This is a genomic window from Dysgonomonas sp. 216, assembly GCF_010501065.1.
Lineage (GTDB): Bacteria > Bacteroidota > Bacteroidia > Bacteroidales > Dysgonomonadaceae > QVMM01.
The window spans coordinates 16,342-39,046 of sequence record NZ_QVMM01000007.1 but is presented as its reverse complement, the minus strand read 5'-3'; the positions used below and the strand labels follow the sequence as shown (position 1 = coordinate 39,046).

The 22,705-nt window shown below is 37.4% G+C and carries 22 protein-coding genes; 3 read left to right on the top strand and 19 right to left on the bottom strand.

From position 1 onward, the window contains the following. The first annotated feature begins 1 nt into the window (after position 1). The gene (locus D0T53_RS05600) at positions 2-886 is read left to right on the top strand and encodes an alpha-1,2-fucosyltransferase (protein WP_163265928.1); all 885 of its coding nucleotides are present in this window, start codon (positions 2-4) and stop codon (positions 884-886) included. A 190-nt stretch (positions 887-1,076) separates the two neighbouring features. On the opposite strand, the gene D0T53_RS05595 is transcribed toward D0T53_RS05600, so the two are convergent. From D0T53_RS05595 to D0T53_RS05525, 15 genes are all read right to left on the bottom strand, one after another. After that, on the bottom strand, positions 1,077-1,493 hold the full coding sequence (locus D0T53_RS05595) for a DUF1634 domain-containing protein (protein WP_255489400.1): 417 nt from the start codon (positions 1,491-1,493) through the stop codon (positions 1,077-1,079). Beyond that, on the bottom strand, positions 1,493-2,332 hold the full coding sequence (locus D0T53_RS05590) for a sulfite exporter TauE/SafE family protein (protein ID WP_163265926.1): 840 nt from the start codon (positions 2,330-2,332) through the stop codon (positions 1,493-1,495). The genes D0T53_RS05595 and D0T53_RS05590 overlap by 1 nt, the downstream gene beginning before the upstream one ends. A 146-nt stretch (positions 2,333-2,478) precedes the next feature. Beyond that, entirely contained in the window at positions 2,479-2,850 is a 372-nt protein-coding gene (secG, locus tag D0T53_RS05585; protein ID WP_163265924.1) for a preprotein translocase subunit SecG, read from the bottom strand. Between the two features lie 2 nt (positions 2,851-2,852). Next, complete coding sequence (locus D0T53_RS05580; RefSeq protein ID WP_163265922.1) at positions 2,853-3,617, bottom strand: hypothetical protein; 765 nt, start codon at positions 3,615-3,617, stop codon at positions 2,853-2,855. 4 nt (positions 3,618-3,621) lie between these two features. Then, a complete protein-coding gene (locus D0T53_RS05575) occupies positions 3,622-4,125 on the bottom strand; it encodes an LptE family protein (protein ID WP_163265920.1) in 504 nt (167 codons plus the stop codon). Continuing rightward, on the bottom strand, positions 4,122-5,408 hold the full coding sequence (locus D0T53_RS05570) for a sigma-54-dependent Fis family transcriptional regulator (protein WP_163265918.1): 1,287 nt from the start codon (positions 5,406-5,408) through the stop codon (positions 4,122-4,124). The genes D0T53_RS05575 and D0T53_RS05570 overlap by 4 nt, the downstream gene beginning before the upstream one ends. A gap of 225 nt (positions 5,409-5,633) precedes the next feature. Beyond that, positions 5,634-7,130, bottom strand: a complete 1,497-nt coding sequence (locus tag D0T53_RS05565; protein ID WP_163265916.1) for a helicase HerA-like domain-containing protein — start codon at positions 7,128-7,130, stop codon at positions 5,634-5,636. A gap of 84 nt (positions 7,131-7,214) precedes the next feature. Beyond that, positions 7,215-9,302: a tetratricopeptide repeat protein gene (locus D0T53_RS05560; RefSeq protein WP_163266162.1), complete on the bottom strand. Its 2,088-nt coding sequence runs from the start codon at positions 9,300-9,302 to the stop codon at positions 7,215-7,217. An 87-nt stretch (positions 9,303-9,389) separates the two neighbouring features. Further along, positions 9,390-11,780 carry an exopolysaccharide transport family protein gene (locus D0T53_RS05555; protein ID WP_163265914.1) on the bottom strand — a complete coding sequence of 797 codons (2,391 nt, stop codon included), beginning with the start codon at positions 11,778-11,780 and terminating at the stop codon, positions 9,390-9,392. Between the two features lie 5 nt (positions 11,781-11,785). Further along, positions 11,786-12,568 carry a polysaccharide biosynthesis/export family protein gene (locus tag D0T53_RS05550; protein WP_163265912.1) on the bottom strand — a complete coding sequence of 261 codons (783 nt, stop codon included), beginning with the start codon at positions 12,566-12,568 and terminating at the stop codon, positions 11,786-11,788. Then, the gene (locus D0T53_RS05545; protein ID WP_163265910.1) at positions 12,565-13,380 is read right to left on the bottom strand and encodes a polysaccharide biosynthesis/export family protein; all 816 of its coding nucleotides are present in this window, start codon (positions 13,378-13,380) and stop codon (positions 12,565-12,567) included. The genes D0T53_RS05550 and D0T53_RS05545 overlap by 4 nt, the downstream gene beginning before the upstream one ends. Positions 13,381-13,398: 18 nt before the next feature. Beyond that, positions 13,399-13,950: a peptide deformylase gene (gene def, locus D0T53_RS05540; protein WP_163265908.1), complete on the bottom strand. Its 552-nt coding sequence runs from the start codon at positions 13,948-13,950 to the stop codon at positions 13,399-13,401. Then, on the bottom strand, positions 13,947-14,381 hold the full coding sequence (gene ruvX, locus D0T53_RS05535; RefSeq protein WP_163265906.1) for a Holliday junction resolvase RuvX: 435 nt from the start codon (positions 14,379-14,381) through the stop codon (positions 13,947-13,949). Before ruvX ends, def begins: the two co-directional genes overlap by 4 nt. A 41-nt stretch (positions 14,382-14,422) precedes the next feature. Next, on the bottom strand, positions 14,423-15,190 hold the full coding sequence (gene lptB / locus D0T53_RS05530; RefSeq protein WP_163265904.1) for an LPS export ABC transporter ATP-binding protein: 768 nt from the start codon (positions 15,188-15,190) through the stop codon (positions 14,423-14,425). Positions 15,191-15,221: 31 nt separating this feature from the next. After that, positions 15,222-16,241: a branched-chain amino acid aminotransferase gene (locus D0T53_RS05525; RefSeq protein WP_163265902.1), complete on the bottom strand. Its 1,020-nt coding sequence runs from the start codon at positions 16,239-16,241 to the stop codon at positions 15,222-15,224. A 211-nt stretch (positions 16,242-16,452) separates the two neighbouring features. Here D0T53_RS05525 and D0T53_RS05520 point away from each other — a divergent pair, with 211 nt between their 5' ends. Both D0T53_RS05520 and D0T53_RS05515 read left to right on the top strand, forming a co-directional pair. Then, on the top strand, positions 16,453-17,742 hold the full coding sequence (locus tag D0T53_RS05520; RefSeq protein ID WP_163265900.1) for a hemolysin family protein: 1,290 nt from the start codon (positions 16,453-16,455) through the stop codon (positions 17,740-17,742). Continuing rightward, positions 17,739-18,044 carry a YkvA family protein gene (locus D0T53_RS05515; protein ID WP_163265898.1) on the top strand — a complete coding sequence of 102 codons (306 nt, stop codon included), beginning with the start codon at positions 17,739-17,741 and terminating at the stop codon, positions 18,042-18,044. The genes D0T53_RS05520 and D0T53_RS05515 overlap by 4 nt, the downstream gene beginning before the upstream one ends. A gap of 2 nt (positions 18,045-18,046) precedes the next feature. Here the strand turns inward: D0T53_RS05515 and D0T53_RS05510 are convergent, their stop codons facing one another. The 4 genes from D0T53_RS05510 to D0T53_RS05495 all read right to left on the bottom strand — a co-directional run bounded on the left by D0T53_RS05510 (position 18,047) and on the right by D0T53_RS05495 (position 22,576). Next, positions 18,047-20,494, bottom strand: a complete 2,448-nt coding sequence (locus D0T53_RS05510; RefSeq protein WP_163265896.1) for an FAD-dependent oxidoreductase — start codon at positions 20,492-20,494, stop codon at positions 18,047-18,049. 49 nt (positions 20,495-20,543) lie between these two features. Further along, positions 20,544-20,909, bottom strand: coding sequence for a MarR family winged helix-turn-helix transcriptional regulator (locus D0T53_RS05505; protein WP_163265895.1), 366 nt, complete (start codon positions 20,907-20,909; stop codon positions 20,544-20,546). Between the two features lie 98 nt (positions 20,910-21,007). Continuing rightward, complete coding sequence (gene ribF / locus D0T53_RS05500; protein ID WP_370457790.1) at positions 21,008-21,946, bottom strand: riboflavin biosynthesis protein RibF; 939 nt, start codon at positions 21,944-21,946, stop codon at positions 21,008-21,010. 9 nt (positions 21,947-21,955) lie between these two features. After that, positions 21,956-22,576: an HAD family phosphatase gene (locus tag D0T53_RS05495; protein WP_163265891.1), complete on the bottom strand. Its 621-nt coding sequence runs from the start codon at positions 22,574-22,576 to the stop codon at positions 21,956-21,958. Positions 22,577-22,705 lie beyond the last annotated feature (129 nt).

The window sequence follows — 22,705 nt, the reverse complement described above, 5'->3', positions numbered from 1 at the left end:
AATGGTTTCGTTATTGCTTACAGGTGGTTTAGGTAATCAGATGTTTCAGTATGCAGCAGCCCGGGCGTTGAGTATAAAACTGAACACAGATGTATCAATCGACTTGTATTCGTTTAAGAAAGAAACTCATGCTACTTATCGTCGTTACGAACTAGATATATTTGCCATGTCTGTTGAAACGAAATCTCCGGTATTCAACAAAATGGTTTATAAAGCCATTCCTTTTTTGTTACGCAGTGAGGGAGGAAAAAAGATTGTGAAGAAGTTGAATGTTTTTCACGATCTTAATCATGCGGCTATTGCTTATGATACCGAATTCGAGAACCTGAGTGGCAATGTACTGATGATGGGATATTTTCAGAACGAAAGGTACTTTGATGGAATAAAAGATGTATTGTTGTCCGATTTCAGATTCAGGGAGGAACTGAATGATAAGAATAAAAGCCTTGCCTTGAAAATTGCAGACACAAATTCGGTATCGGTACATGTTCGCAGAGGCGATTATCTGACTCCCCATGTTGGTAACCTTAATTTGCTGGATAAAGGTTATTACTCGGAAGCTATAAACACTATCAAAGAAAAAATTATCAATCCCGAGTTTGTTGTTTTCTCTGATGATATAGAGTGGGTAAGGCAAAATCTTGACCTGCCCTCAGGCAATGTTACTTTTGTGGATTGGAACAAAGGGACAGATAGCTACAAGGATATGCAATTGATGAGCCTTTGCAAACACAATATTATAGCAAACAGCAGTTTTAGCTGGTGGGGAGCATGGCTTAACCGAAATCCGGAGAAAATGGTTGTAGCACCAAAACAATGGTATAAAGTGAGCGATGCAAATTTGCTGATCGATGGCTTTATTCCTAAATCGTGGTCAAAAATCTAATGACCCCAAAAACTTACACCTAGTTATTCTACTAAAATAGAATTATTGTCTACTCTCAACACCCCAAAGCCATATAAATTATAAAACCTGACACATCTGACAGTTTTTACTCATTTCTATTTGTTGTTAGTTGAAACTTTATTTTACTTATAATCGGCATCAATACATAGATAAATAAAGACCTGATTTATCAGTGGAAACCAAATACCATATTAAGCAAAATAATTGCCAGAACAATAAGGGTTATTACAACATACAGATAATCTTTTTCGATAAGAAAAGCAATTGCCGAAAAAGCCACCCGTACGACAGGCGTTGCGATCAGAACGATAACACCCAGCTGTATAATAGCAGCACCATCCAACTGTAATACACGGGGCCATATTGTAGTTAATTCACGCAAATATGCCGCTACACCTGTAAATTCTTCGCCCGAAGGAATAGGACTATAATCGGGAACTATGCCCTGATGCTGATAAATATATAATGCCCCACCCACCAAAGTTATTGCACACGAAAGCAACACTCCGTAGCGAAGCAGTTTACCGATATATAACTCTACATCTTTTTCGGCCCAAAATTCTTTGGTAAAAATATTATTCATCATTACAATTTGCCCGTTAATCCGTTATACATCATCATAATCGCAAGAAAGAAGATAACCACACTGAATAACAGCCGCAGTTTCCTGACATTCGCTTTTGGTAATATCTTTGAACCTATAAATGCGCCTAACAGCACGCCTACAACAATTGGCATTGCCAGCCCCGGATCAATGTAGCCTCGTTGTAAGTATACAACAGCACTTGCTGCAGCAGTAACACCCACCATAAAATTGCTTGTAGTAGTAGACACCTTAAAAGGTATTTTCATAGCCGTATCCATAGCCAATACCTTTAGCGCACCCGACCCGATACCTAATAAACCGGAAAGGACTCCGGCCAAGGTCATCAACGAATAGCCGGTTGCAACATTACTTACTTTATAATTAACCACACCTTCTGCAGTTGGGTACGATCCATCTAATTTTAATTTTTCTGCCAGTCTATCTGTACTCTTCGAATAGTCGGGTTGTTGCTCTTTTTTTATGATAGTGCGTAACGCCGAAAAAATGAGAACACAACCAAAAACAAGTGCTATATACTTTTTATCGAGATAAATGGCTATAATGGCTCCTAAAACAGCTCCTGTGGTAGTCGCAATCTCTAAAAACATACCAATACGGACATTTGTAATTCCTTCTTTAATATAAGCAGCCGCAGCCCCCGAAGAGCTGGCAATGGAAGTTACCAAAGCTGCCCCAATAGCATAACGCATATCGACCCCAAAACCTAATGTAAGCAAAGGTATTACAACCACGCCACCACCCAGTCCGGTAAGCGCACCTAAAAAACCCGCAAGTATTGCGCCTCCAAATAATATTAATGTAAATAAACCCAAATCCATGAGAACATATATAGATATAAGATGTACAACAATTAAGGCAAAGATATAGTTTTATCAATAAGCCTTTTGCTGATTTCAATTTTATCAAAAAAAGAAAAGCCACCATAACAGGCAGCTTTCTTATATATTTTTGAACAGAACTAAATTTAGTTCTGAGGAACTTCTTGTGCAGGAGCCGATTCGGCTGGCGCAGGCATAGGCAGATCAGTATTAACATCGGGTGTTGTTAATGAAGGTATTGCCTGTGTTTCGATATTAGGAGTAGAATCGCCCGACTGACTTGCATAATCTTTAAGCATCATAGTGCTTACCAAGCTTAAAACAACAATAGCAACAGCTAATCCCCAAGTTGCTTTTTCAACAAAATCGGTTGTTTTTCTAACACCCATAATCTGATTAGATGAAGAAAAGCCCGAAGCTAAACCTCCACCTTTCGATTTCTGAACTAACACCATTAATATCAATATAATAGCAGCTAATACAGTTATACTCAACAATGCTACATAAAGAGCTTCCATTTTTATTTCTTATTTTGTTTATTTATAATCAGTTTCTCCAAAAACGAAATTTGGTTTGCAAAGTAAATGTTTTTTTCCGGAAAATTCAAATTTAAACGTTTAATAATTTCGTAAGCCCTCTCATATTTATGCTGTTTGATGTAAATTCCCGCCAAAGTTTCGGTAAAAAAGAAATCGTCTTGTAAATCATCAGGTAAGTCGTTTATCGGATTCGAATTAGTTGCATTGTTTGTATCGGCTACATCAAATTCAAATTTTACCCCCTCTTCACTTCCCGCATTAAAGATAAAATTGTCAATTAAACTTTGCCCTTTCATTGGTCGGACATCCAAATCGTCGGCCTCCGAATTGTCGCTATACGTATCGAGATACGAAAAGTAATCCGACGAAACCATGCTTTGTTCAGGAATATCATAATCTGTTTTTTGCTCAAGCACCGAGTCGTCAAGAGTCTCAAAAAAAGCATCTAACAACAGTTTTGTTCGATCGACAGATATATCTTCGCGTTTCCCTTTATTTTCGAAAAAACGTTCGTATACCTCGCTCATAACATAATAGAACAGGGCCTTTCGGTCCGATATAAATACTGCCAGACGCTGCAGTTCGGGTGTAAACATTACATCGTCAGCAACATAAAGGCACTTTAAATAAGCAAATATGGCAGGCTGAAAATACGGATATTTATCAACAATAGCCCTCAGCCCGAAACGCATTGATATATCAGGCGTTTTAGTGCGGTCGAGTAGTTGATAAAATTGCACATTCATACTTTTACCATTTTGAGAGGGTTGCATTAAATATCTGATCGACAATTTCTTCAGAAAGCTCGTCGATAAGCTGATCCTGTACATCGGTCAGCAATTTGCTACTAGAAAAATCGCGATATGCCGATATGGTTTCTTCCCTGTCTTCGTTAGGTTGTTTGTTGTTTTTGAATCGTATTCGTACAGCCAACGTCAAACGGGTTTCGGAGTCCCACTGCCCGTCTTTTGGCGTTTGCGATACTAAATCGTACCTGATAATTTCTCCCTCAAGTTCCAAATCGGGAGCAGCATCGGTAAACGTCAGTTTAGTATTCTTTGTATAATGATCTTTCAGTTTCTCGTTAAAAACCTGCGTCAATGGAGGATAAACCATTGCAGCCTGATTCTGAAAGTCCCTTATATCTATTGTCTTTATTATATTATAGTCGATAGACGCCCCATTAAATTGATAAGACACCCTGCACGATACTGCAATTAAAATCATTAAAAACAAAGCTGAAGCTTTTTTCATAAATTATCCAGATTGTATTCTTTAATTTTACGATACAGTGTACGTTCTGATATTTTCAGATCTTCCGCTGCATTTTTTCGTTTTCCGTTATGGCGTTCTAAAGCCTTTTTTATCATCTCCTTTTCAACATCCTGTAACGAGAGATTTTCTTCGTTGGATGCATCTTTAGCTTCAATCTCTTCAATATCGGCATTTATAATTGTTGGCTCAACAGACGATGTGTCATCTAAAAACTTCACAGGAAGCATGTCTTTCTGATCGGGTGCAACAACTATCGAAGGAACAACTATTTTATCATCATCATTCGGAACATTATTATGTTGCCCGCCATTTATATTTATGCCTCCCGATATAATGTTATGAACAACCTTCTTCAGATCATTCACATCTTTTTTCATATCAAAAAGCACCTGATACAGTATTTCCCGTTCACTACCAAACATTTTCTGATCGTTTGCTGCTCCCGACAATCCTAACGGAACTATTCTAACTTCGTTATCGGGTAAATACCGCTTTAGTATTTCGGTGGTTATTTCCCTGCTTTGTTCTATTATCGATATTTGGTCTGTAATGTTTTTCAATTGTCGGATGTTCCCGGGCCAGCGGTATTCTTTTAGCATTTGCTTGGCATCATCTGTTAGCACTATAGACGGCATCGAATATTTTTCGGCACAATCGCTCGCAAATTTTCTGAAAAGCAGAGGTATATCATCTTTTCGCTCCCTTAATGCCGGAATTTTAATAGGAACAGTGTTCAACCTATAATATAAATCTTCGCGAAAACGCCCGTTATTGATGGCATTTACCATATCCAGATTTGTTGCAGCAACTACCCTTACATCGGTTTTTTCAACTTTAGAAGACCCTACCTTTATAAATTCGCCTGTTTCGAGCACGCGTAACAAGCGTGCCTGAGTCGATAACGGAAGCTCACCCACTTCGTCCAGAAAAAGCGTTCCTCCGTTTGCTACTTCAAAATATCCTTTTCTCTCTCCGGTAGCTCCTGTGAACGAACCTTTTTCGTGCCCGAATAATTCCGAGTCTATTGTACCTTCGGGTATCGAACCACAGTTTACAGCTATATATGTACCATGCTTACGATGACTAAACTGATGTATAATTTGAGGGAAGCTTTCTTTACCAACCCCACTTTCGCCTGTAACCAATACCGACATATCGGTTGGTGCAACTTGCAAAGCCACATCAATAGCCCTATCAAGCGATGGGGATGTTCCTATTATACCGAAACGTTGTTTTACTTGCTGAATATCAGGTTTTGCCATAACAATTTATTGCGTCAGTCAATGATAACTGACAAATTTACATATTTTATTGAAACTAACTTTGGTTTAGATAAAGATTTAGAAGTTTTAGGATATTATAATACCAGACATTTTATCTGATTTATAATGATCTAATTCAAGAATCTAACAACAAAGTAAATACTGCTGAGAATCAATAGTTAAACAATTTTACAAAACCCCGAAATATGCCAAACAGAAGTTATTTCACTTTTTCTTTTTAAAAAACGAATTAATAAATTGGCGGGCAACGGGAACAAGCACTGCTGTTGCCAATGTTTGGAGGAAGCGGTTACGCGTTTTTTTTGTTTGCTGACGTTGTTTTTCTTGCACTTTGTCTGCTTTTTCCTGTTCCTTCCGCGCCTTTTCTTCTTGTTTTAATTGTTCGGCAGCTTCCTTTTCCTGCTGAATATTATTCAGATGCACGGTTAACTTTTCATACGCCGACTCACGGTCCTGCGCCTGCGAATAATAACGATACACAATAGAAGTTTGTGTAATATTGGTCCGCTCTTCAGCTGTTATTGGTCCAATTTGACCTTCGGGAGGTAATATAAACGCTCTTTCTACCGGTTGTGGAGCTCCTTTCTCATCTAAAAATGAGACTAAAGCTTCGCCGGTTTCGAGTTGCGAAATAGCAGTTTCGGTATCGAATGCCGGATTTGCCCTAAATGTTTGAGCAGCGGTTTTCAACGCTTTCTGATCTTTGGGAGTATATGCACGCAATGCATGTTGTATACGATTCCCGAGCTGTCCCAGTATTACATCCGGAATATCGGATGGGGTTTGTGTTACAAAATATATACCTACGCCTTTCGAGCGTATCAATCTTACAACCTGCTCTACTTTATCGGTCAACGCCTTAGGCGAGTCGTTAAATAGAAGATGTGCTTCATCGAAAAAGAATACTAATTTAGGCTTGTCCATATCGCCCACTTCGGGCAATTGTTCAAACAATTTAGTCATCATCCAAAGCAGGAAAGTTGTGTAAACCCTTGGCGAGTTCATCAACTTATCGGCTGCTAATATATTTATAACACCTTTATTTCCGTTTGTTTGTATAAAATCGTCGAAATTCAAAGCCGGTTCTCCAAAAAACTGATCGGCACCATCTTGTTCCAGCTGCAAAACACCACGCTGTATAGCGCCAATGCTTGCCATTGATATATTACCATAACTTGCTGTAAACTTCGATGCATTGTTACCTACATATTCAAGTATTTTTTGCAGATCCTTAAGGTCAATAAGCTCCAGCGATTCGTCTTTCGATATTTTGAACACAACCGTAAGTACTGCACTCTGGGTATCGTTCAGTGAAAGTAAGCGTGACAACAGAGATGCACCCATATCGGCTACTGTAGCCCTTACAGGAACTCCTTGTTCGCCAAAAACATCCCAAAACTGGACTGGAAAACCTTGAAACTGAAATCCCTTTTCAACAAGGTTATAGGCATTAACTCTTTTTATTACGCTATCTTTATTGCCGCCTTTATTAGCTACCCCCGACAAATCGCCTTTAATATCTGCCGCAAAAACAGGTACACCCATTTGTGAAAATGTTTCGGCCAAATTCTGAAGGGTTACAGTTTTTCCTGTTCCGGTTGCACCGGTTATCAGTCCGTGCCGATTCGCCATTTTAGGAATCATGCACACATCTTTATCTCCTGCTATTGCTATAAAAGCTTTATCTTCTTTATCAAACATACCAAATTTACCTATCAGTTTTACAAATTCGTATTTCTCAGATTATAACATGAAAACAATCAAACTGTTCAAAAACAATAATTGTTATTCTGTCATTCGTTTAATGATACTATAAGCCGAGGCTATACCTAACTCTCCAGCCTTTCGTAAATCGCTTAATCCACGTGTTTTATCACCAATTTGCAACCTTGCTAATCCTCTGTTAAAATAAGCATCGGCAAACTCCGGTTCACGTTTCAGTGCTTCGTTGTAATCTAATATAGCAGCTCTGAAATCGCGTTGCATCGATCTTACCTCTCCTCTGTTATAGTAAGCATAAACAAAATCGGGATCAAGTTCCAGTACTTTTGCATAACTTTTCAGTATGTTCTCGTATTCAAACATTTTTTTATCCGATTTAGGTTCATCTTTCAATGTTATTGATCCTAACGAAGATGATTTACCAATGTTTTCCGACAGCTTCAATTTATCCTCTTGTGCCGAGCTTTCATATTCGGGTACATGCTCCCTGAATATTAATTGTTTTGTATAAACAACACCTAAATTGAAATAAGCAAGCATAAAATCAGGTTTCAATTCTATAGCCTTAGTCAAATCTTCCGAAGCACTAGCAAAATCTTGTATAAGCATATAGTCCATTGCTCTGGCAAAAAGATAATTCGGATTATTCGGATTTTCGACGACTAGTTTCGAATACTCATTTATCGATGCAAAATGAACTTCAATCTGCGTTTCGTCAAGAGGTACCTCCCTGTTAGTTATAATTGCTTTCCGGCTAAGGAATTTTTCACTGTTTAAATTATCTAAAGCTTTATTTAGACGGACAAAGCTTCTTAACTCGTCCTGTTTTTCGTAAAACGTTACAACATAGCGGGGTTCAAGTTCTATTTTAACTTGCCTGTTCTGTACCCTTCCTCTTGTTTCGCTCTTATACTTACTTTTTTCCTGCTCTTTTGTATCGGCAACCACTAGCATATTGAACTTATCGATTGTATTGTCTGATTGCTCCCTAATGTTAGAGTCTTTTTCTTTCTTTCCTTTCTTACCAGCCGATGCTTTATCATCTGCATCTTGAGCAGTACGCATAAATTGGTCTTCCGCCTTACGTGCATATAAATAATCACTTTCGGCACTACGAAGATTATTTTGCTTACGTTTCAGTTCCGAGCGTATATAAAAACCCTGATAAAAATCAGGATGTGCGGCTAATACTACATCTAAATCGGCTATTGCACCTTTATTGTCAGATATGCTTTGCTTAAGCAGTGCTCTGTTCAGGTATGCAAGATAATTTTCGGGTTCTACTTTTATTACTATATCAAAGTCTTCGATAGCCCTGTTGTCGTCTCCAACTTGTCTGCGAAGTAGCCCCCTGTTAAACCGGGCTATAATATTGTTCGGATCGGTTTCAATAACCTTGTCATAATCGGCCATAGCGCCGCGCAAATCATTTTTCGAATATTTAACCAATCCTCTGTTTATATAATTACCCGTAAACAAAGGTTCTAGTTTAATAGCCTCGTCAAAATCGGCCAAAGCATCATCATAGTCTTTCTTCTGGTAATATAATAATCCTCTCATCGAATAGGCTTGAGAATAATATTTGTCGTATTCTATAGCCAACCCGTAATCCTGAAAGGCCTTTGCAGTGTCTCCAACCTCTGCATGCATAGTACCTCGAATGAGTAAAGCTTCCGAGAATTTGGGATAAGCTTTCAATAGTACATCCAAATCGTTTTCGGCTTGTTTATAATCCTTATTCTGAATGTGAGCAATAGCCTGATTACGTAAAGCATACTTGTTGTCAGGAGAATAATCGATAACCTTTTTATAATCTTCAATTGCTCCTTTATAATCTTCAAGGCTAAGGCGTGCATCGCCCCGAAGTTGGTATGCATTTATGTAAAACGGATTATGGTCAACGCATAAGCTACAATCTTCTTCGGCACCCTTTACATCATCGAGATAAAACTTTGCGATAGCTCTGTAATAATAAGGTTCGGCCAAATATGGTTTTATTTTTATAACCTGATTAAAATATTGTATCGAAAGAACATAATCTTCGTAGTACAAAGCATTTCGCCCAATAAGTATAACCCTGTCTGTATTTATTTGCGCAAAGTTTGCAATACTGACTAGCAGTGTTATGAATATAATCGCATTTCTTTTCATCATATAATACTGAATATTGGGCAAATATATAAATTATAGGCAAGAAGAAAAAAGAGGAACTGTTTAAGCTCCTCTTTTTAATTTTTTTTATTTTTCGAAGTAATCGTCGTGATAATATGAATTCCGTTTCAGGTAATAAGATTTATCTCCGTAATACCGCGATGTACCATAATATCCTTCACGCCCTTTTACATCATTGAACACAAGTGCAAAACGTTCTAATCCGTCGTCGCGAACCTGTGTTATTACACTTTTAAAGAACGCTTTATTTGTTTTAGCCCTACGTATAACAAACAGAGTTGAATCGACATATTTAGAAAGGATATATGCATCCGAAACAAGCCCAATAGGACTACAGTCAAGAATTACATAATCGTAAGTAGCTTTCAGATAATCGATCAGATCTTTCGTCTTTTGTGTTTTTATCAGTTCACTAGGGTTAGGTGGCAATGTTCCTACTGTAACAACATCAAACCCAAATTCAGGATGGACTAAAATAATTTCATCTAAAGATACTTGACCAACCAGATAGTTTGAAACCCCTTTTTTTGAGTGTATATTCAGATTTTTTCCCACCGAAGGACGGCGAAGGTCAAAGTCTACCAATATAACCCGTTTACCTGTCAATTGATATACAGATGCCACATTGGCAGCCACAAATGTTTTACCATCAGCAGGCTCGGCAGAAGTTACTAACAAAGAGATCGAAGATTCTTTTTGTGTTATATATTCGAGACGTACCCGCATATTTCTAAACGACTCGGCAAAACTCGATTTTGGAAAGTTTTTAACTAATACAGCACCTGTCGACTGTTTTTTAGCAATATTTTCAATAGTTCCGATAACAGGCAATCCTGATATTTTCTCACACTCTTCTTTTGTCGATATAGAATAGTTAAACAGCTCTTCCTTACATACAACAAATGCCAACGGAATAACTAGTCCTATAGCAAAAAACATTAAGTAATTTTGTTCTTTTTCCCCGGTATTTACAGCCCCTCCCTGTTGACGTGGTTTCTCTAGAATATAGTTGTCGGGGACATTAGATGCTTTTTGAATGGACGCTTCATATTTCTTGCTCTTCAAGTATGTGTCGTAAGACTCATTTATCTTATAATGACGTTCGTACCTCAAAAATTCACGCTCCTGTGCAGGTAGCGAGTCCAAACTTACTTGTAAAGTTTTAGATATATTCTCAAGATCTTCTTTTTCCAGTTGTATTTGATTTTGTATGTTTTTCAGACCATTAAGGATGTTCATTTTTATTTCGAACAATTCCTTTTCGCTTCTTGAGTAAAGCGGATTGGCTCCACCCATTTCTTTCATCTTCTTAATTATCTCATTATATTTAACCACATATTGAGATAATGGTCCTCCAACTTGTGCTTCTACACCAAGTCCTAAACTGGCAGGATCAATAAGTTCTTCATCGCTAAGAATTGAACTGTTTATAACCTCTGTCAATTTTATGATGGCAGCCTCTTTGGCTCTATTTTCTCCTATGGCCGACAATACTCCATTTAAACGTTGACGATTGTCATCCGACTCTAATTTGTAAATACCTGTCCGTTCCTGAAAATCGTGAAATAACAATTCAGAAAATCTCAACGAATCCGATATAATTTCCAGTTGTTTATCAATAAAGGCTATTGTTTTATCGGCGGCTTCATTTTTTAATGACAGATTATGTATTTCAAACTCATCAAGTAATGCCGTTAAAAAATCAACATCTTGTTTCGAATTATCTCCAACCATTGATATAGCTAAAACCGAAGCTCCTTCCAAATACTGCCCCGTCTGAATTCGTCCTCCCGAATAACGAGCAACAAGCTCATTTTTAGAAACAAATCTAAAATTAAAAGGTATAAAGTTTGGAGTAAATCTTTCTGTTTTTCTTATTCGAATAAAGAAACGCGATTCAGGTACAAGTTCTCCATAAGGGATTTCCATCGAAAATGGAGGCGTATCTCCTGTTTCAGCATAATATATCCTACATTTCTCGTTATTTATAGGCTCTATTGTATATACATAGTTATATGCACTTGGAGCAATATAACTACATTCTATAGTAATAGGAGTCATCCCATACAAATTATCAGATCTGAACTTTCCGGTTCTGAAATAATCAACTTGCAACTGAGGTAACCTGTCCACAGTTTTTGCAATCATTTCATAAGAAGTCAAAATCATTTGTTGATTTGTCAGTCCTCTGGTCAAAGCATGAGATGGCACGGTTCCCATGGCAACACCAATACTTGTATTACGAGGCTCAATCATCAACTTAGCTGTGGTTGTGTAATATGGTTTCCACGATTTATTTTTGATATATGCGTATCCTAAAAATAAAATTAAAGATATAGCAAACAAATACCAATATTTTAGTATGCGATAAAACCACAAAACAAAGTCAAAAGAAAACTTCGACTTTACTTGTGCTTCGTCAAAAAAAGGATCTCTAATAGTGTTATTTTGTTCCATTGTGTTTACTTAATATCAATAGCTAACATTGTAACCAAAAATGTTATAGGCGTAATTATCGTTGTAATTAAAGATGTAAAAGATTTAACTTTGAAAAAAGAACCTTTACTAGTCGAATAATATAACACGTCATTTGGTTTTATATAATAATATTCAGACTCAATAACCGACTCTGTTCTCAAATCAAACTCTTTAACAACAGACTGTCCATTTTCAGTCATCCTGACAATCTTTATTTTACTGAAATCAACTTCTTCCGAAGGATTTCCCGAAATTGCTATTGCCTGATATATAGTCATATTATCTTTATATACAGCATATACCCCATTCTGTTTATCCGAAACAACGTAAAAAAGATTGTTTTTGAGGCTAACACGTACCTGCGCATCCGGTGTAGACTTTCTCATGACACGCTGAATGGCAAGTTCTGCATCCCTTAATGTAAGTCCTAAAACTTTAATGTCTCCGAAAAACGGAATAGATACGTTCCCGTTATCATATACAATGTATGCGTTCTGTTGTTGCCCGAAATTATTCTCAGTAGCTGATAAGCTTTCTGACGAGGTTAAAATGCCATTAAAAGTTTTGGCGAATTCTGTATTACTTGTTAATATAGTACAGTATATCTCGTCATTTGCTTGTAAACGATAATCCTCAAAAAGCTTTGGCACATAAAAAGGCTCATGATTTGGCTGAAGCAAATTCGATTGTTTAGGCGAAATACACGAATGTAAAACTACGAATACGCCTAAAAACAACAATATATTTTTTAAATATTTTCTATTCATCGCACTAATTTTATTATCAACACCGCAATACCAGCAATACTTGAGAGAAGACCAAAAACACCTGTAAATGAGGTTACGGCTCCATAGAACCTTCGCTGCATTGTAGGCATATAAATAACATCATTCGGTTGAATATAGTAATACTCGGAGTCCACAATATCTTTCGATCGAAGGTCAAAAGTTTTTACTTCGGTTCCATCCGATGTTTGTCTCAATATTCGAACTTGTTTTCTGTTTGCATACATATCAACATTTCCTATCTGAGACATAGCCTGATATATATTCATTCTCAGGTTATTCATTTGAACTGTTTTGGAACCGGCGGCACCAACTACATAAAAAACCCTGTTCCTCAAAGATATATCAACTGTTACATCTGAAGAAAAAGCCTGAAAGCTATTTGCTATTTTCTTCTTTGCTTCCAGCACTGTAAGACCTTTCACTTCCAAAAGCCCGACAAATGGGATATTAACAGTTCCATCCGATGCAACATTTAAAACATTATTTGGTGTACTTCGTGAGCCAAAAAGTCCCTGATTTTGAATGTACATGTTATTATTATTCCGATTGTCGGTAAGAGTTCTGTTGTCTTCAGATATAAACATCGAAAATAATATTTTCATATCTTCATTCAATGTAAAGACTTTTAAGATAAGTTGATCTCCCGGAATAATCAGGTAATCGACAGGAGCTACATCTCCTGTGGTGGGATAATCTATGTCTTGTAAATAATTTGTGTCTTTAGGCGTCACGCAAGAGGTCATGAACGCGACCACAAAAATTAACAATAAGAATAATTTATTCTTTATCATAATAAACAATTATATTTCTTATATTGGTTTCACTCTGTATGAACAATGGGTTTTACCTTTCAGCAGATTATTTAGTTTCGACTTTATTAGTTGTTTACGAATCGCCGAAATTTTGTCAATGAATACTCTGCCTTCAATGTGATCATACTCGTGCTGTATACAACGAGCAAAAAAATCGTCGTACATTTCTGTATGTTCAACAAAGTCTTCATCTAAATATCGGATTTTTATCTGTACAGGCCTTATTACTGTCTCGTTTATACCGGGTAAGCTCAAACATCCTTCTTGAATAGCTTCAGTTTCATCCGATGATTCCAATATCTGCGGATTAATAAAAACCTTCTTAAAGTCAGTAAACCTATCATCATCCTCTGCTAAAGGAGATAAATCAATAACAAATAGCCTTATACTAAGCCCCACCTGAGGGGCAGCCAATCCTATTCCATTTGCGTTATACATTGTATCGAACATATTACCAATCAACTCCTTTAGTTTTGGATACTCTGGAGTTATATCTTGCGCTACTTTACGCAAAACAGGCTGTCCGTATAAATATACCGGTAAAATCATATATTTGTACCTTTCTTATAAAAAGAACTTTCCATATAGCTTTGTAAAAGAATGACTGCACTTATTTCGTCAACTAACGCTTTATTCTGACGATCTTTTTTCTTTAGACCACCGTCAATCATAGCTTTATGAGCCATAACGGAGGTAAATCTTTCATCATATAGTTTGACCGGAATTTCCGGAATCTCCTTGTTTAAACTTCTAACAAACCTTTCAACAAATTTCATATTTTCAGAAGGTTCGTTATTCGTTTGTTTAGGTGCTCCAACTATAATGCAATCAACTGTTTCTTTATTTGTGTATTCTTTTATGAAATTAATCAAACTATGGGAAGATACGGTTGCCAACCCTGTTGCTATTATCTTCAATGTATCAGTAACAGCAATACCTGTTCGTTTAGTACCGTAATCTATCGCCATTAATCTGCCCATAAGGGCACAAAGATAAATATTTTTTTCAATCCTTCAAACAGTTACCGAAGATGATCAAATGTTCGTCTTTTTAGTTGGAAATCACGACCTAAGTATTTTTCTCTCACAATCTCGTTTTCGGCAAGTTGCTCCGCCGTTCCCTGAAACAAAACTTTACCTTCAAAAAGTAAATAGGCTCTATCGGTTATACTCAATGTTTCGTCAACATTATGGTCGGTTATGAGTATACCAATATTTTTATATTTCAGCTGTGCAACTATCTCCTGTATATCCTGTACTGCAATAGGGTCTACACCGGCAAAAGGTTCGTCGAGCATGATGAATTTAGGGTCAATAGCCAAGCAACGGGCTATTTCGGCCCGACGACGTTCTCCGCCCGACAACCTATCTCCCAGATTTTTGCGCACTTTTCCCAGCCCGAACTCCGAAATCAGGCTTTCAAGCTTTTCACGTTGATATTCCTTCGAGGTTTTTGTCATTTCCAACACCGCCCGAATATTATCCTCAACGGTCATTTTCCGAAAAACAGAAGCTTCCTGAGCCAAGTATCCGATACCATTTTGGGCACGTTTATAAACAGGAAACTTTGTGATCTCCTGATTGTTCAGGAATATTTTTCCAGCGTTCGGAATAACCAATCCTACAGTCATGTAAAAGGTTGTTGTTTTTCCTGCACCATTTGGTCCCAGCAAGCCTACAATTTCGCCTTGCTTCACCTCAATAGACACATCGTTAACAACTGTTCTCGACTTATACTTTTTTACCAGTCCTTCGGTGCGAAGAACCATTTGCGATTGATTCGAACTCATTTACAGTTTGCTTCTGGTTTTTTCTTTTATTTTAATCCAATACAGTTACCCAATTATATTTGTCGGGTTCGTCACCGTATTGTATCGCTCTTAATTTATTGTATAATTTTGTACAAACAGGCCCGGCTTCGCCGTTCTTAGTAAATACATACGACTTGTTTTCTTCTATATCATCAATCCTCTCAATAGGTGTTATCACAGCCGCAGTTCCACATTCCCCCGCTTCTTCAAATGTAGCTAGTTCATCTTCTTCTATCTGCCGACGCTCAACCTTCATACCCATATCTTCGGCTAATTGCATTAAGCTTTTATTAGTGATAGACGGTAATATCGACGATGATTTAGGAGTTATGTATGTGTTATCTTTTATTCCGAAAAAGTTAGCGGGTCCACATTCATCCAAGTATTTCTTTTCTTTAGCATCAAGATAAAGAACTGCCGAATACCCTAGCTCTTGTGCTTTTTTACCAGCCACAAGACTTGCTGCATAATTACCTCCAACTTTAATCGTTCCGGTTCCAAGAGGAGCCGCGCGGTCGTAACTTCTTAAAATAACAATTGGTGTTGGTTTAAAGCCATCTTTGAAATATGGACCTACCGGAGTAACAAACACCACAAACAAGTATTCTTGCGCCGGTTTTACACCTACTTGTGCACTTGTGCCAATTAGCAATGGACGAATATATAATGATGAACCACTTTCGTATGGCGGAATAAAGCGTTCGTTCATCTTCACAGCTTTAATAACAGATTCTTCGAAAATCTCGATGGGCAATTTTTCCATTAGTATGCCTTCGCATGATGAAATCATACGCAAAGCATTTTCTCTCATTCTGAAAATACGTATTTTTCCGTCTTTTCCCCTGAATGCTTTCAGTCCTTCAAAAGCTTCCTGCCCATAATGCAAACATGTTGCAGCCATATGCAAGGTTATTTGTTCCGAATCAGTAGCTTCAGGAGTACTCCATTTTCCATCTTTGAAATACGACCTTACATTGTAGTCGGTTTTCATGTACCCAAACGGTAAATTTGCCCAATCCATCGAATCCATAATTGTTACACTTAGTGCTGTTAAATATTATTTTTTGTCATTTATTCAACAAAAATACAACTTTTAGTATTATAATCTTTGCTTTTTGAGGTATAAGAATAAAAAAATGTACAAAAAACAAGAACAACAAAGACCAAATTTGCAACAAAGACTAAAAATGCTGTAATTATTCGTAGAATATCTTTACATTCGCTATATAAATCAATCTTTTATGGAAGTCTTTATAATTATCGGATTAATTATTTTGAACGGCATTCTGTCAATGTCTGAAATTGCTGTAATTTCGGCACGTAAATCGAAACTCACAAACGAGGCCAGACATGGGAATAATGCGGCACAAGCAGCATTAAATCTGGCAAATAACCCTAATAAATTTCTTTCGACTATACAAGTTGGAATTACACTTATAGGAATATTAACCGGTATCTACTCCGGCGAAGTGTTAGCTGCTCCTTTCTCGGAGATATTATCCAGTGCAGGTTTTCCTCCTACGTATTCGTATCATGTGGCTCAAATTTTAATTGTAATTGTAGTTACTTACTTTACTATTATTTTTGGAGAACTCGTGCCTAAACGTATTGGAATGAGTGCGGCTGAAAAGATTTCTAAAATAATATCCCGCCCGATGCACTACTTATCAGTATTGGCATCTCCTTTTGTCTGGATATTATCGAAAAGTACCGCATTTATTTTCAATATTTTAGGGGTAGAAGAGTCGGAAAATAAAGTCACTGAAGAAGAAATTAAATCGCTGCTATTGGAAGGTACCGAAGGCGGTGATGTACAGCCTGTAGAACAGGCGATAGTAGAACGTGTATTTACTTTAGGAGATAGAGATATTGAATCTATAATGACACCCCGTAACGAAATAGTATGGCTGGAGAAATCGATGTCTAACGAACAGGTTATGGAAATTATAAGAAACAATCCTTATGATAAATACCCTGTTGCTGACAAAAGCCTCGACAATGTATTGGGTATGGTTCACCTGAAAGATATGTTCGGAAAAATGAATGACCCTGAATTTAAGTTGGAAACCGCTGCACGTCCCGTACACTATTTTTATGAAAATAAAGAAGTATACAGCGCATTAGACGAAATGAAACAAACTCATATTCAATATGCGCTTGTTTCAGACGAATTTGGCACTGTACAGGGAATTGTCAGTCTGAAAGATATCCTTGAGGCATTAGTTGGCAACATATCCGAGCCTAACGAAGAACCTGACATTATAAAACGCGAAGATGGCGGATACCTTATTGATGGACAGTGTTCGTTTTATAATTTCTTATCTTACTTCAATATGGCTGAGTTATATCCAAAATACGAATACAATACAATCAGTGGCTTAATACTTGACCGTTTAGGACATATCCCCAAAACAGGAGAATCGTTAAAATGGAAAAAATTTGCCATCGAGATTGTCGACATGGATGGTGTACGCATCGACAAAATTCTGGTATTTGAAACTCCGGCTAATAAACAACACGCTTCGGCATGAAAACACCAGAAAATAAAGTTGAAAATAAAAAGTCGGTATGGGCTTGGATATGGGTCATCCTTTCGGCTGTTTACGCCGTTATCCCAACCGACCTTATTCCTGATATTCCCGGTATAGGCTGGCTCGATGATGTTCTTGTATTCTCGGCTGCTGTTTTAAACCTGCTCGAAAAGAACTATACTGAAACACATAGTTCGATACAAAAACTATTGAGACTTTTAAAATGGGGCATTATTGCAATCATTCTGTTGATAATAATATTTATTCTACTCTTAGGCTATGCTGTAACCCAACTTTTTTAGTATCAAATAAATAAATTAACATTGGCATCTTCAGCTCTGTCTAAGTATGCAGCAACACCTCCTATTGTTACACCATCCAAAAGTTCTTCAGCCTTAATACCCATTACATCCATCGACATTGAACATGCAATAAATTCGACACCGTTATTCTGAGCCTCTAGCATCAACATTTCGAGGCTGTCTATATTTTTATTTTTCATTACATAACGCATCATTTTACTACCCAATCCTCCCATATTCATTTTCGACAGACTAAGTTTTTTACTGCTCGAAGGCAACATTAAGCCAAACATTTTGCCCATTAAGTCTTTTTTTACCGATGGCTTTTGTCTCTTTTTTAGAACATTTAAGCCCCAGAAAGTAAAAAACATACTCACTTTTTTCCCCGAAGCTGCTGCCCCGTTTGCAATAACAAACGAAGCTAGTGCACGGTCGAGATCGTCATTAAAAACAATCAGCGTTTTATTATCTCTTTCTTTCATTTGCAGAGCGTTCTGCTCTTTCGCTGATTTTTCTACCGTAGCGGAAATCACGCCTTTCGAGTTTTCAATATTTAATAATTTAGCGCCCATCATACGGCTCCAGCCTTTTAAATCTTCGCCAAAAGCCTGATCGGTCACTTTTATTTCAAGACGATCTCCAACTTCTATCCGGTCATAATTCTTTTTAAGTTCCATTATCGGCCCTGGGCATTGCATTCCACAAGCATTTATCGATATTGTTTTTATAAGATCTTCACTATTCTCGCTTGTTCTTTCATTCATATCCGATGACGATTTAAAGGCTTGATCGGTTGATTGTTTGTCAACTGAAGCTAAATATATTTTATAACCGCCCGAAAGGTTGTGCACATCTGTATATCCATGCTGCAAAAGAATGCGCGAAGCTGTATATCCTCGTAAACCAACAGCACAGTAAATAATTATCTTCTTATCCCGCGGAATCTCAGACAGACGCCCTCTGAGGTCGTCTAACGGAATATTTACAGAACCTGAAATATTTCCAAAAGAATATTCACTTTGGGTACGAACATCCAGTATCATAATAGAAGAAGAATCGAGCGATGCAATATCATCCCAATGGACAATATTTACCTTATTTCTTAAAATATTATCTGCAACAAATCCTGCCATATTAACCGGATCTTTAGCCGATGAATAAGGCGGAGCATAAGCATGCTCAATTTCCTGCAAGTCGTAAATAGTGCCACCTTTCCGAACTACCTCAGCTAAAAGATCGATTCGCTTATCAACGCCATCAAAACCCACAACTTGTGCGCCACAGAGCTTTCCGTCGACAGGAGAAAAATTTATTTTAATGGTTAAGGGCAAAGCTCCCGGATAATATCCCGCATGCGAATTTCCATGTGTAAAAGATGATATATGCTCAATTTGCTCCTTATCCAACAATTTACTCGAAGCCCCTGTTGCCGCAACCGTCACATCAAATACTTTTGCAATAGATGTTCCTATTGTCCCTTTATACTTATATTTATTTTCTTCGGTTATATTATCAGCAACAATACGTCCCTGTTTATTGGCCGGTCCGGCAAGCGGAATCAGACTATATTTACCCGTAACAGGATTTAAAACCTCGACAGCATCGCCCAAAGCATATATGTCAGAGTCCGACGTTTGCATGTATTCATTTACTCTTATTCCCCCAAGCGATCCTAATTCCAGTGATGCTTCTTTAGCCAGTTTTGTTTCAGGTTTCACGCCTATGCTCAGGATAACCATATCGGCAGATATTTCTTTTCCGCTTTCGAGTAGGACAGAAACATTGTGTCCACTTTCTTTAAATTCTATAACATTTTCGCCCAACAGCAGCCCTATACCTTTCGATTTTAAATGTTGATGCACCATTGCAGCCATAGGAAAATCGAGTGGAGCCATTACCTGATCGGAACGTTCTACAACGCAGACTTCTACTCCGGCATCATGCAAATTTTCGACCATCTCGAGCCCGATGAAACCACCTCCAACAACAACAGCCCGACGAGGCTTATTCTCATCAACGTATTCTTTTATCCTATCCATATCGGGGATATTACGCAACGCGAATATCTGTTTGTTTCCGATACCCGGAATAGGAGGTTTTATAGGTTCGGCTCCTGTCGATAACACAAGCTTATCGTAGCTTTCAGAATACTCTTCTCCCGTCAGCAAATTTCTGACAACAACGTTTTTCGTCTGTCTGTTTACAACCAACACCTCAGTGTTAACCCGTATATCTATATTAAACCGATTAACAAAACCCTCTGCCGTTTGTACAAACAATCTGTCGCGCTCACTTATTGTACCTCCTATGTAGTAAGGCAAACCGCAATTTGCATACGACACATAAGCTCCCCGTTCAAATAATATTATTTCTGCCGATTCATCAACTCTTCTTAAACGAGCGGCAACAGTTGCTCCTCCTGCAACGCCTCCTACTATTATTATTTTCATAATTTCTAATATAAATATTTGCCAATAGCAATTAATTTGTCAAAATTTTTTATTCTTTATTCATTAGTTGCGTTAAAGATGCAGCAAAACCCGAGAAATCAATTTCCTTCGCTTGCATTTCCTTAACTTTCTGTAATCCTGAATCGGTTAATGTAAAAATCATCTGACGCTTATCAGCGATTCCCATTTCCCGCATTATATATCCTTTATTTTCCACTGTATTTATTATACGCGAAACACGCGAATTAGACAACCCTACAAAATCGCACAACTCGTTAGCTGACTTAGATTTTCCATCTTTCAAGCAACATAAAACCATGCCTTCATTTATAGTCAAGCCATTTACTTCCGAAAATTTCTTTTCAAAATTATAAAGGGCTTTGTATAAGTCTTTTAATTTACAGATTGATTCCATAATAAATACTTGCTAGTGATAAATATTTCCAAAGGAACATAATTTAGTTTAGATTATCAAGAATACAACAACTTATTTAAATATTTTTAGCAGAGAGATTAAAATAATAGCAAACGTTTTTCAAGAACTGCAAGTACAGTACATTTATCTTTCCCAATCCGTGCTTTAAGCTCTTCCAAACCTGAGAATTTCTCGTCAGGGCGGATAAATTCTATAAATTCAACAGTCAACGATTGATTATAAAGATCGCCATCGAAATTGAAAATGTTTACTTCGAGACTCACATTTTCTCCATTATGCAAGGTAGGCCGTTTCCCGATGTATAACATTCCTCCATATCTTACATTGTTAACGTGTACAACAACAGCGTATACACCGTAAGCCGGTACTACTTTATAGTCTTCCCAAACTCTGATATTTGCCGTCGGAAAACCTATGGTTCGTCCAACTTTAAATCCTTCAACAACCTTCCCCGATATTGTATAGTTATACGATAACATGTTAGCAGCTGCCTCAACATTCCCTTCCATTAAAAGGGTACGGATACGGGTCGAACTCACATGTTCCAATTCATTTAATTCTTTCGCCTGAACAACATCTATCCCTATTTCTTTGCCAAAACGCACGTAATCTTCAAATCCTTCTATTCGGTTATGCCCAAACCTGTGATCGTAACCAATAACCAATGTTTTTACATTAAGCTGGTCTTTCAATATGTTTCGCATAAACTGTTCGGCAGACATACGAGATATTTCAAGTGTGAAATCCATTGATACACAATAATCAATATTGGTTGAAGCTAAACGCTCTACTTTCTCCTCAAAGCCACATAGCAAAGCTGGTTGATAAGTGCTGTTCATTACCTTTCGGGGGTGAACGGGAAATGTTATAACAGCCGATGGTAGCGAACGTTTACGAGCCTCTTCCCTTACTTGTTCAATAAGATAACGATGCCCGGAATGTACTCCGTCGAAAAAACCGATGGTAGCTACCATCGGCTTTAATTGCTTATTTTGTATTGAATCTATTAATTCCACTTTTACATACTAGAGTAAATCGGCAAATACTTTTCTCAGATCTTCGTCCTGATTAGCCAAATAAGTTTTGAAACCAAATTCGGCGGCTACATCAAGATTTGTTTGCCCATCGTCAAGAAACAATGTTTCTTCGGGCTTAAGGCCTGCTCCTGCTATTACCGCCTCGAAAGACGCTTTATCGGGCTTTGCAGCACCTATTTTAAACGAATAAAAACATTTGTCAAAAAAGGCCGTTATAGGCTCTTTAGTCGGCGAAAAATCTTCCGATTCGGCCCATCCCATAATTACCGGGTTTGTATTACTTAATAGATAAACATTATATTTTTTTCGCAAGTCCTTCAATAACTGAAATTTATACTCAGGAATATAGGTCAAGAAAGCCATCCAACCCGAATCTATATCGTCGGCAGATACATCCTTCCCTGCCAGTTTCCGAAATTCGGCATAAAACTCATCTTTAGTTAGTTTGCCTTCCTCTAAATCAAGGAATATTCCACTCTGTCTGAATTCGCTCAAATAGTCCTCTATGTTCGAGATTCCTATTTCCCTGAAACGGTCAACAGCCTTTTGTTTATCCAGTCCTACTATAACTCCTCCAAAATCAAAAAGGATATTTTTTATATTCTCCATATTCCTTAAAAGCGTGTAATTTATTATTATGATGCGAAGTTAACGAATTACTTGATGTTGCACAACATAAATAACTAAGATTTAAATGTCATTTTATTGCACAGAGTATTAGCTTTCTGATAAAAAGAG

Coding starts and splice junctions, on each gene's coding strand:
- D0T53_RS05600 (WP_163265928.1), top strand. CDS start 2: ATGGTTTCGTTATTGCTTACAGGTGGTTTAGGTAATCAGATGTTTCAG.
- D0T53_RS05595 (WP_255489400.1), bottom strand. CDS start 1,493: ATGATGAATAATATTTTTACCAAAGAATTTTGGGCCGAAAAAGATGTA.
- D0T53_RS05590 (WP_163265926.1), bottom strand. CDS start 2,332: ATGGATTTGGGTTTATTTACATTAATATTATTTGGAGGCGCAATACTT.
- secG (WP_163265924.1), bottom strand. CDS start 2,850: ATGGAAGCTCTTTATGTAGCATTGTTGAGTATAACTGTATTAGCTGCT.
- D0T53_RS05580 (WP_163265922.1), bottom strand. CDS start 3,617: ATGAATGTGCAATTTTATCAACTACTCGACCGCACTAAAACGCCTGAT.
- D0T53_RS05575 (WP_163265920.1), bottom strand. CDS start 4,125: ATGAAAAAAGCTTCAGCTTTGTTTTTAATGATTTTAATTGCAGTATCG.
- D0T53_RS05570 (WP_163265918.1), bottom strand. CDS start 5,408: ATGGCAAAACCTGATATTCAGCAAGTAAAACAACGTTTCGGTATAATA.
- D0T53_RS05565 (WP_163265916.1), bottom strand. CDS start 7,130: ATGTTTGATAAAGAAGATAAAGCTTTTATAGCAATAGCAGGAGATAAA.
- D0T53_RS05560 (WP_163266162.1), bottom strand. CDS start 9,302: ATGAAAAGAAATGCGATTATATTCATAACACTGCTAGTCAGTATTGCA.
- D0T53_RS05555 (WP_163265914.1), bottom strand. CDS start 11,780: ATGGAACAAAATAACACTATTAGAGATCCTTTTTTTGACGAAGCACAA.
- D0T53_RS05550 (WP_163265912.1), bottom strand. CDS start 12,568: ATGAATAGAAAATATTTAAAAAATATATTGTTGTTTTTAGGCGTATTC.
- D0T53_RS05545 (WP_163265910.1), bottom strand. CDS start 13,380: ATGATAAAGAATAAATTATTCTTATTGTTAATTTTTGTGGTCGCGTTC.
- def (WP_163265908.1), bottom strand. CDS start 13,950: ATGATTTTACCGGTATATTTATACGGACAGCCTGTTTTGCGTAAAGTA.
- ruvX (WP_163265906.1), bottom strand. CDS start 14,381: ATGGGCAGATTAATGGCGATAGATTACGGTACTAAACGAACAGGTATT.
- lptB (WP_163265904.1), bottom strand. CDS start 15,190: ATGAGTTCGAATCAATCGCAAATGGTTCTTCGCACCGAAGGACTGGTA.
- D0T53_RS05525 (WP_163265902.1), bottom strand. CDS start 16,241: ATGGATTCGATGGATTGGGCAAATTTACCGTTTGGGTACATGAAAACC.
- D0T53_RS05520 (WP_163265900.1), top strand. CDS start 16,453: ATGGAAGTCTTTATAATTATCGGATTAATTATTTTGAACGGCATTCTG.
- D0T53_RS05515 (WP_163265898.1), top strand. CDS start 17,739: ATGAAAACACCAGAAAATAAAGTTGAAAATAAAAAGTCGGTATGGGCT.
- D0T53_RS05510 (WP_163265896.1), bottom strand. CDS start 20,494: ATGAAAATAATAATAGTAGGAGGCGTTGCAGGAGGAGCAACTGTTGCC.
- D0T53_RS05505 (WP_163265895.1), bottom strand. CDS start 20,909: ATGGAATCAATCTGTAAATTAAAAGACTTATACAAAGCCCTTTATAAT.
- D0T53_RS05495 (WP_163265891.1), bottom strand. CDS start 22,576: ATGGAGAATATAAAAAATATCCTTTTTGATTTTGGAGGAGTTATAGTA.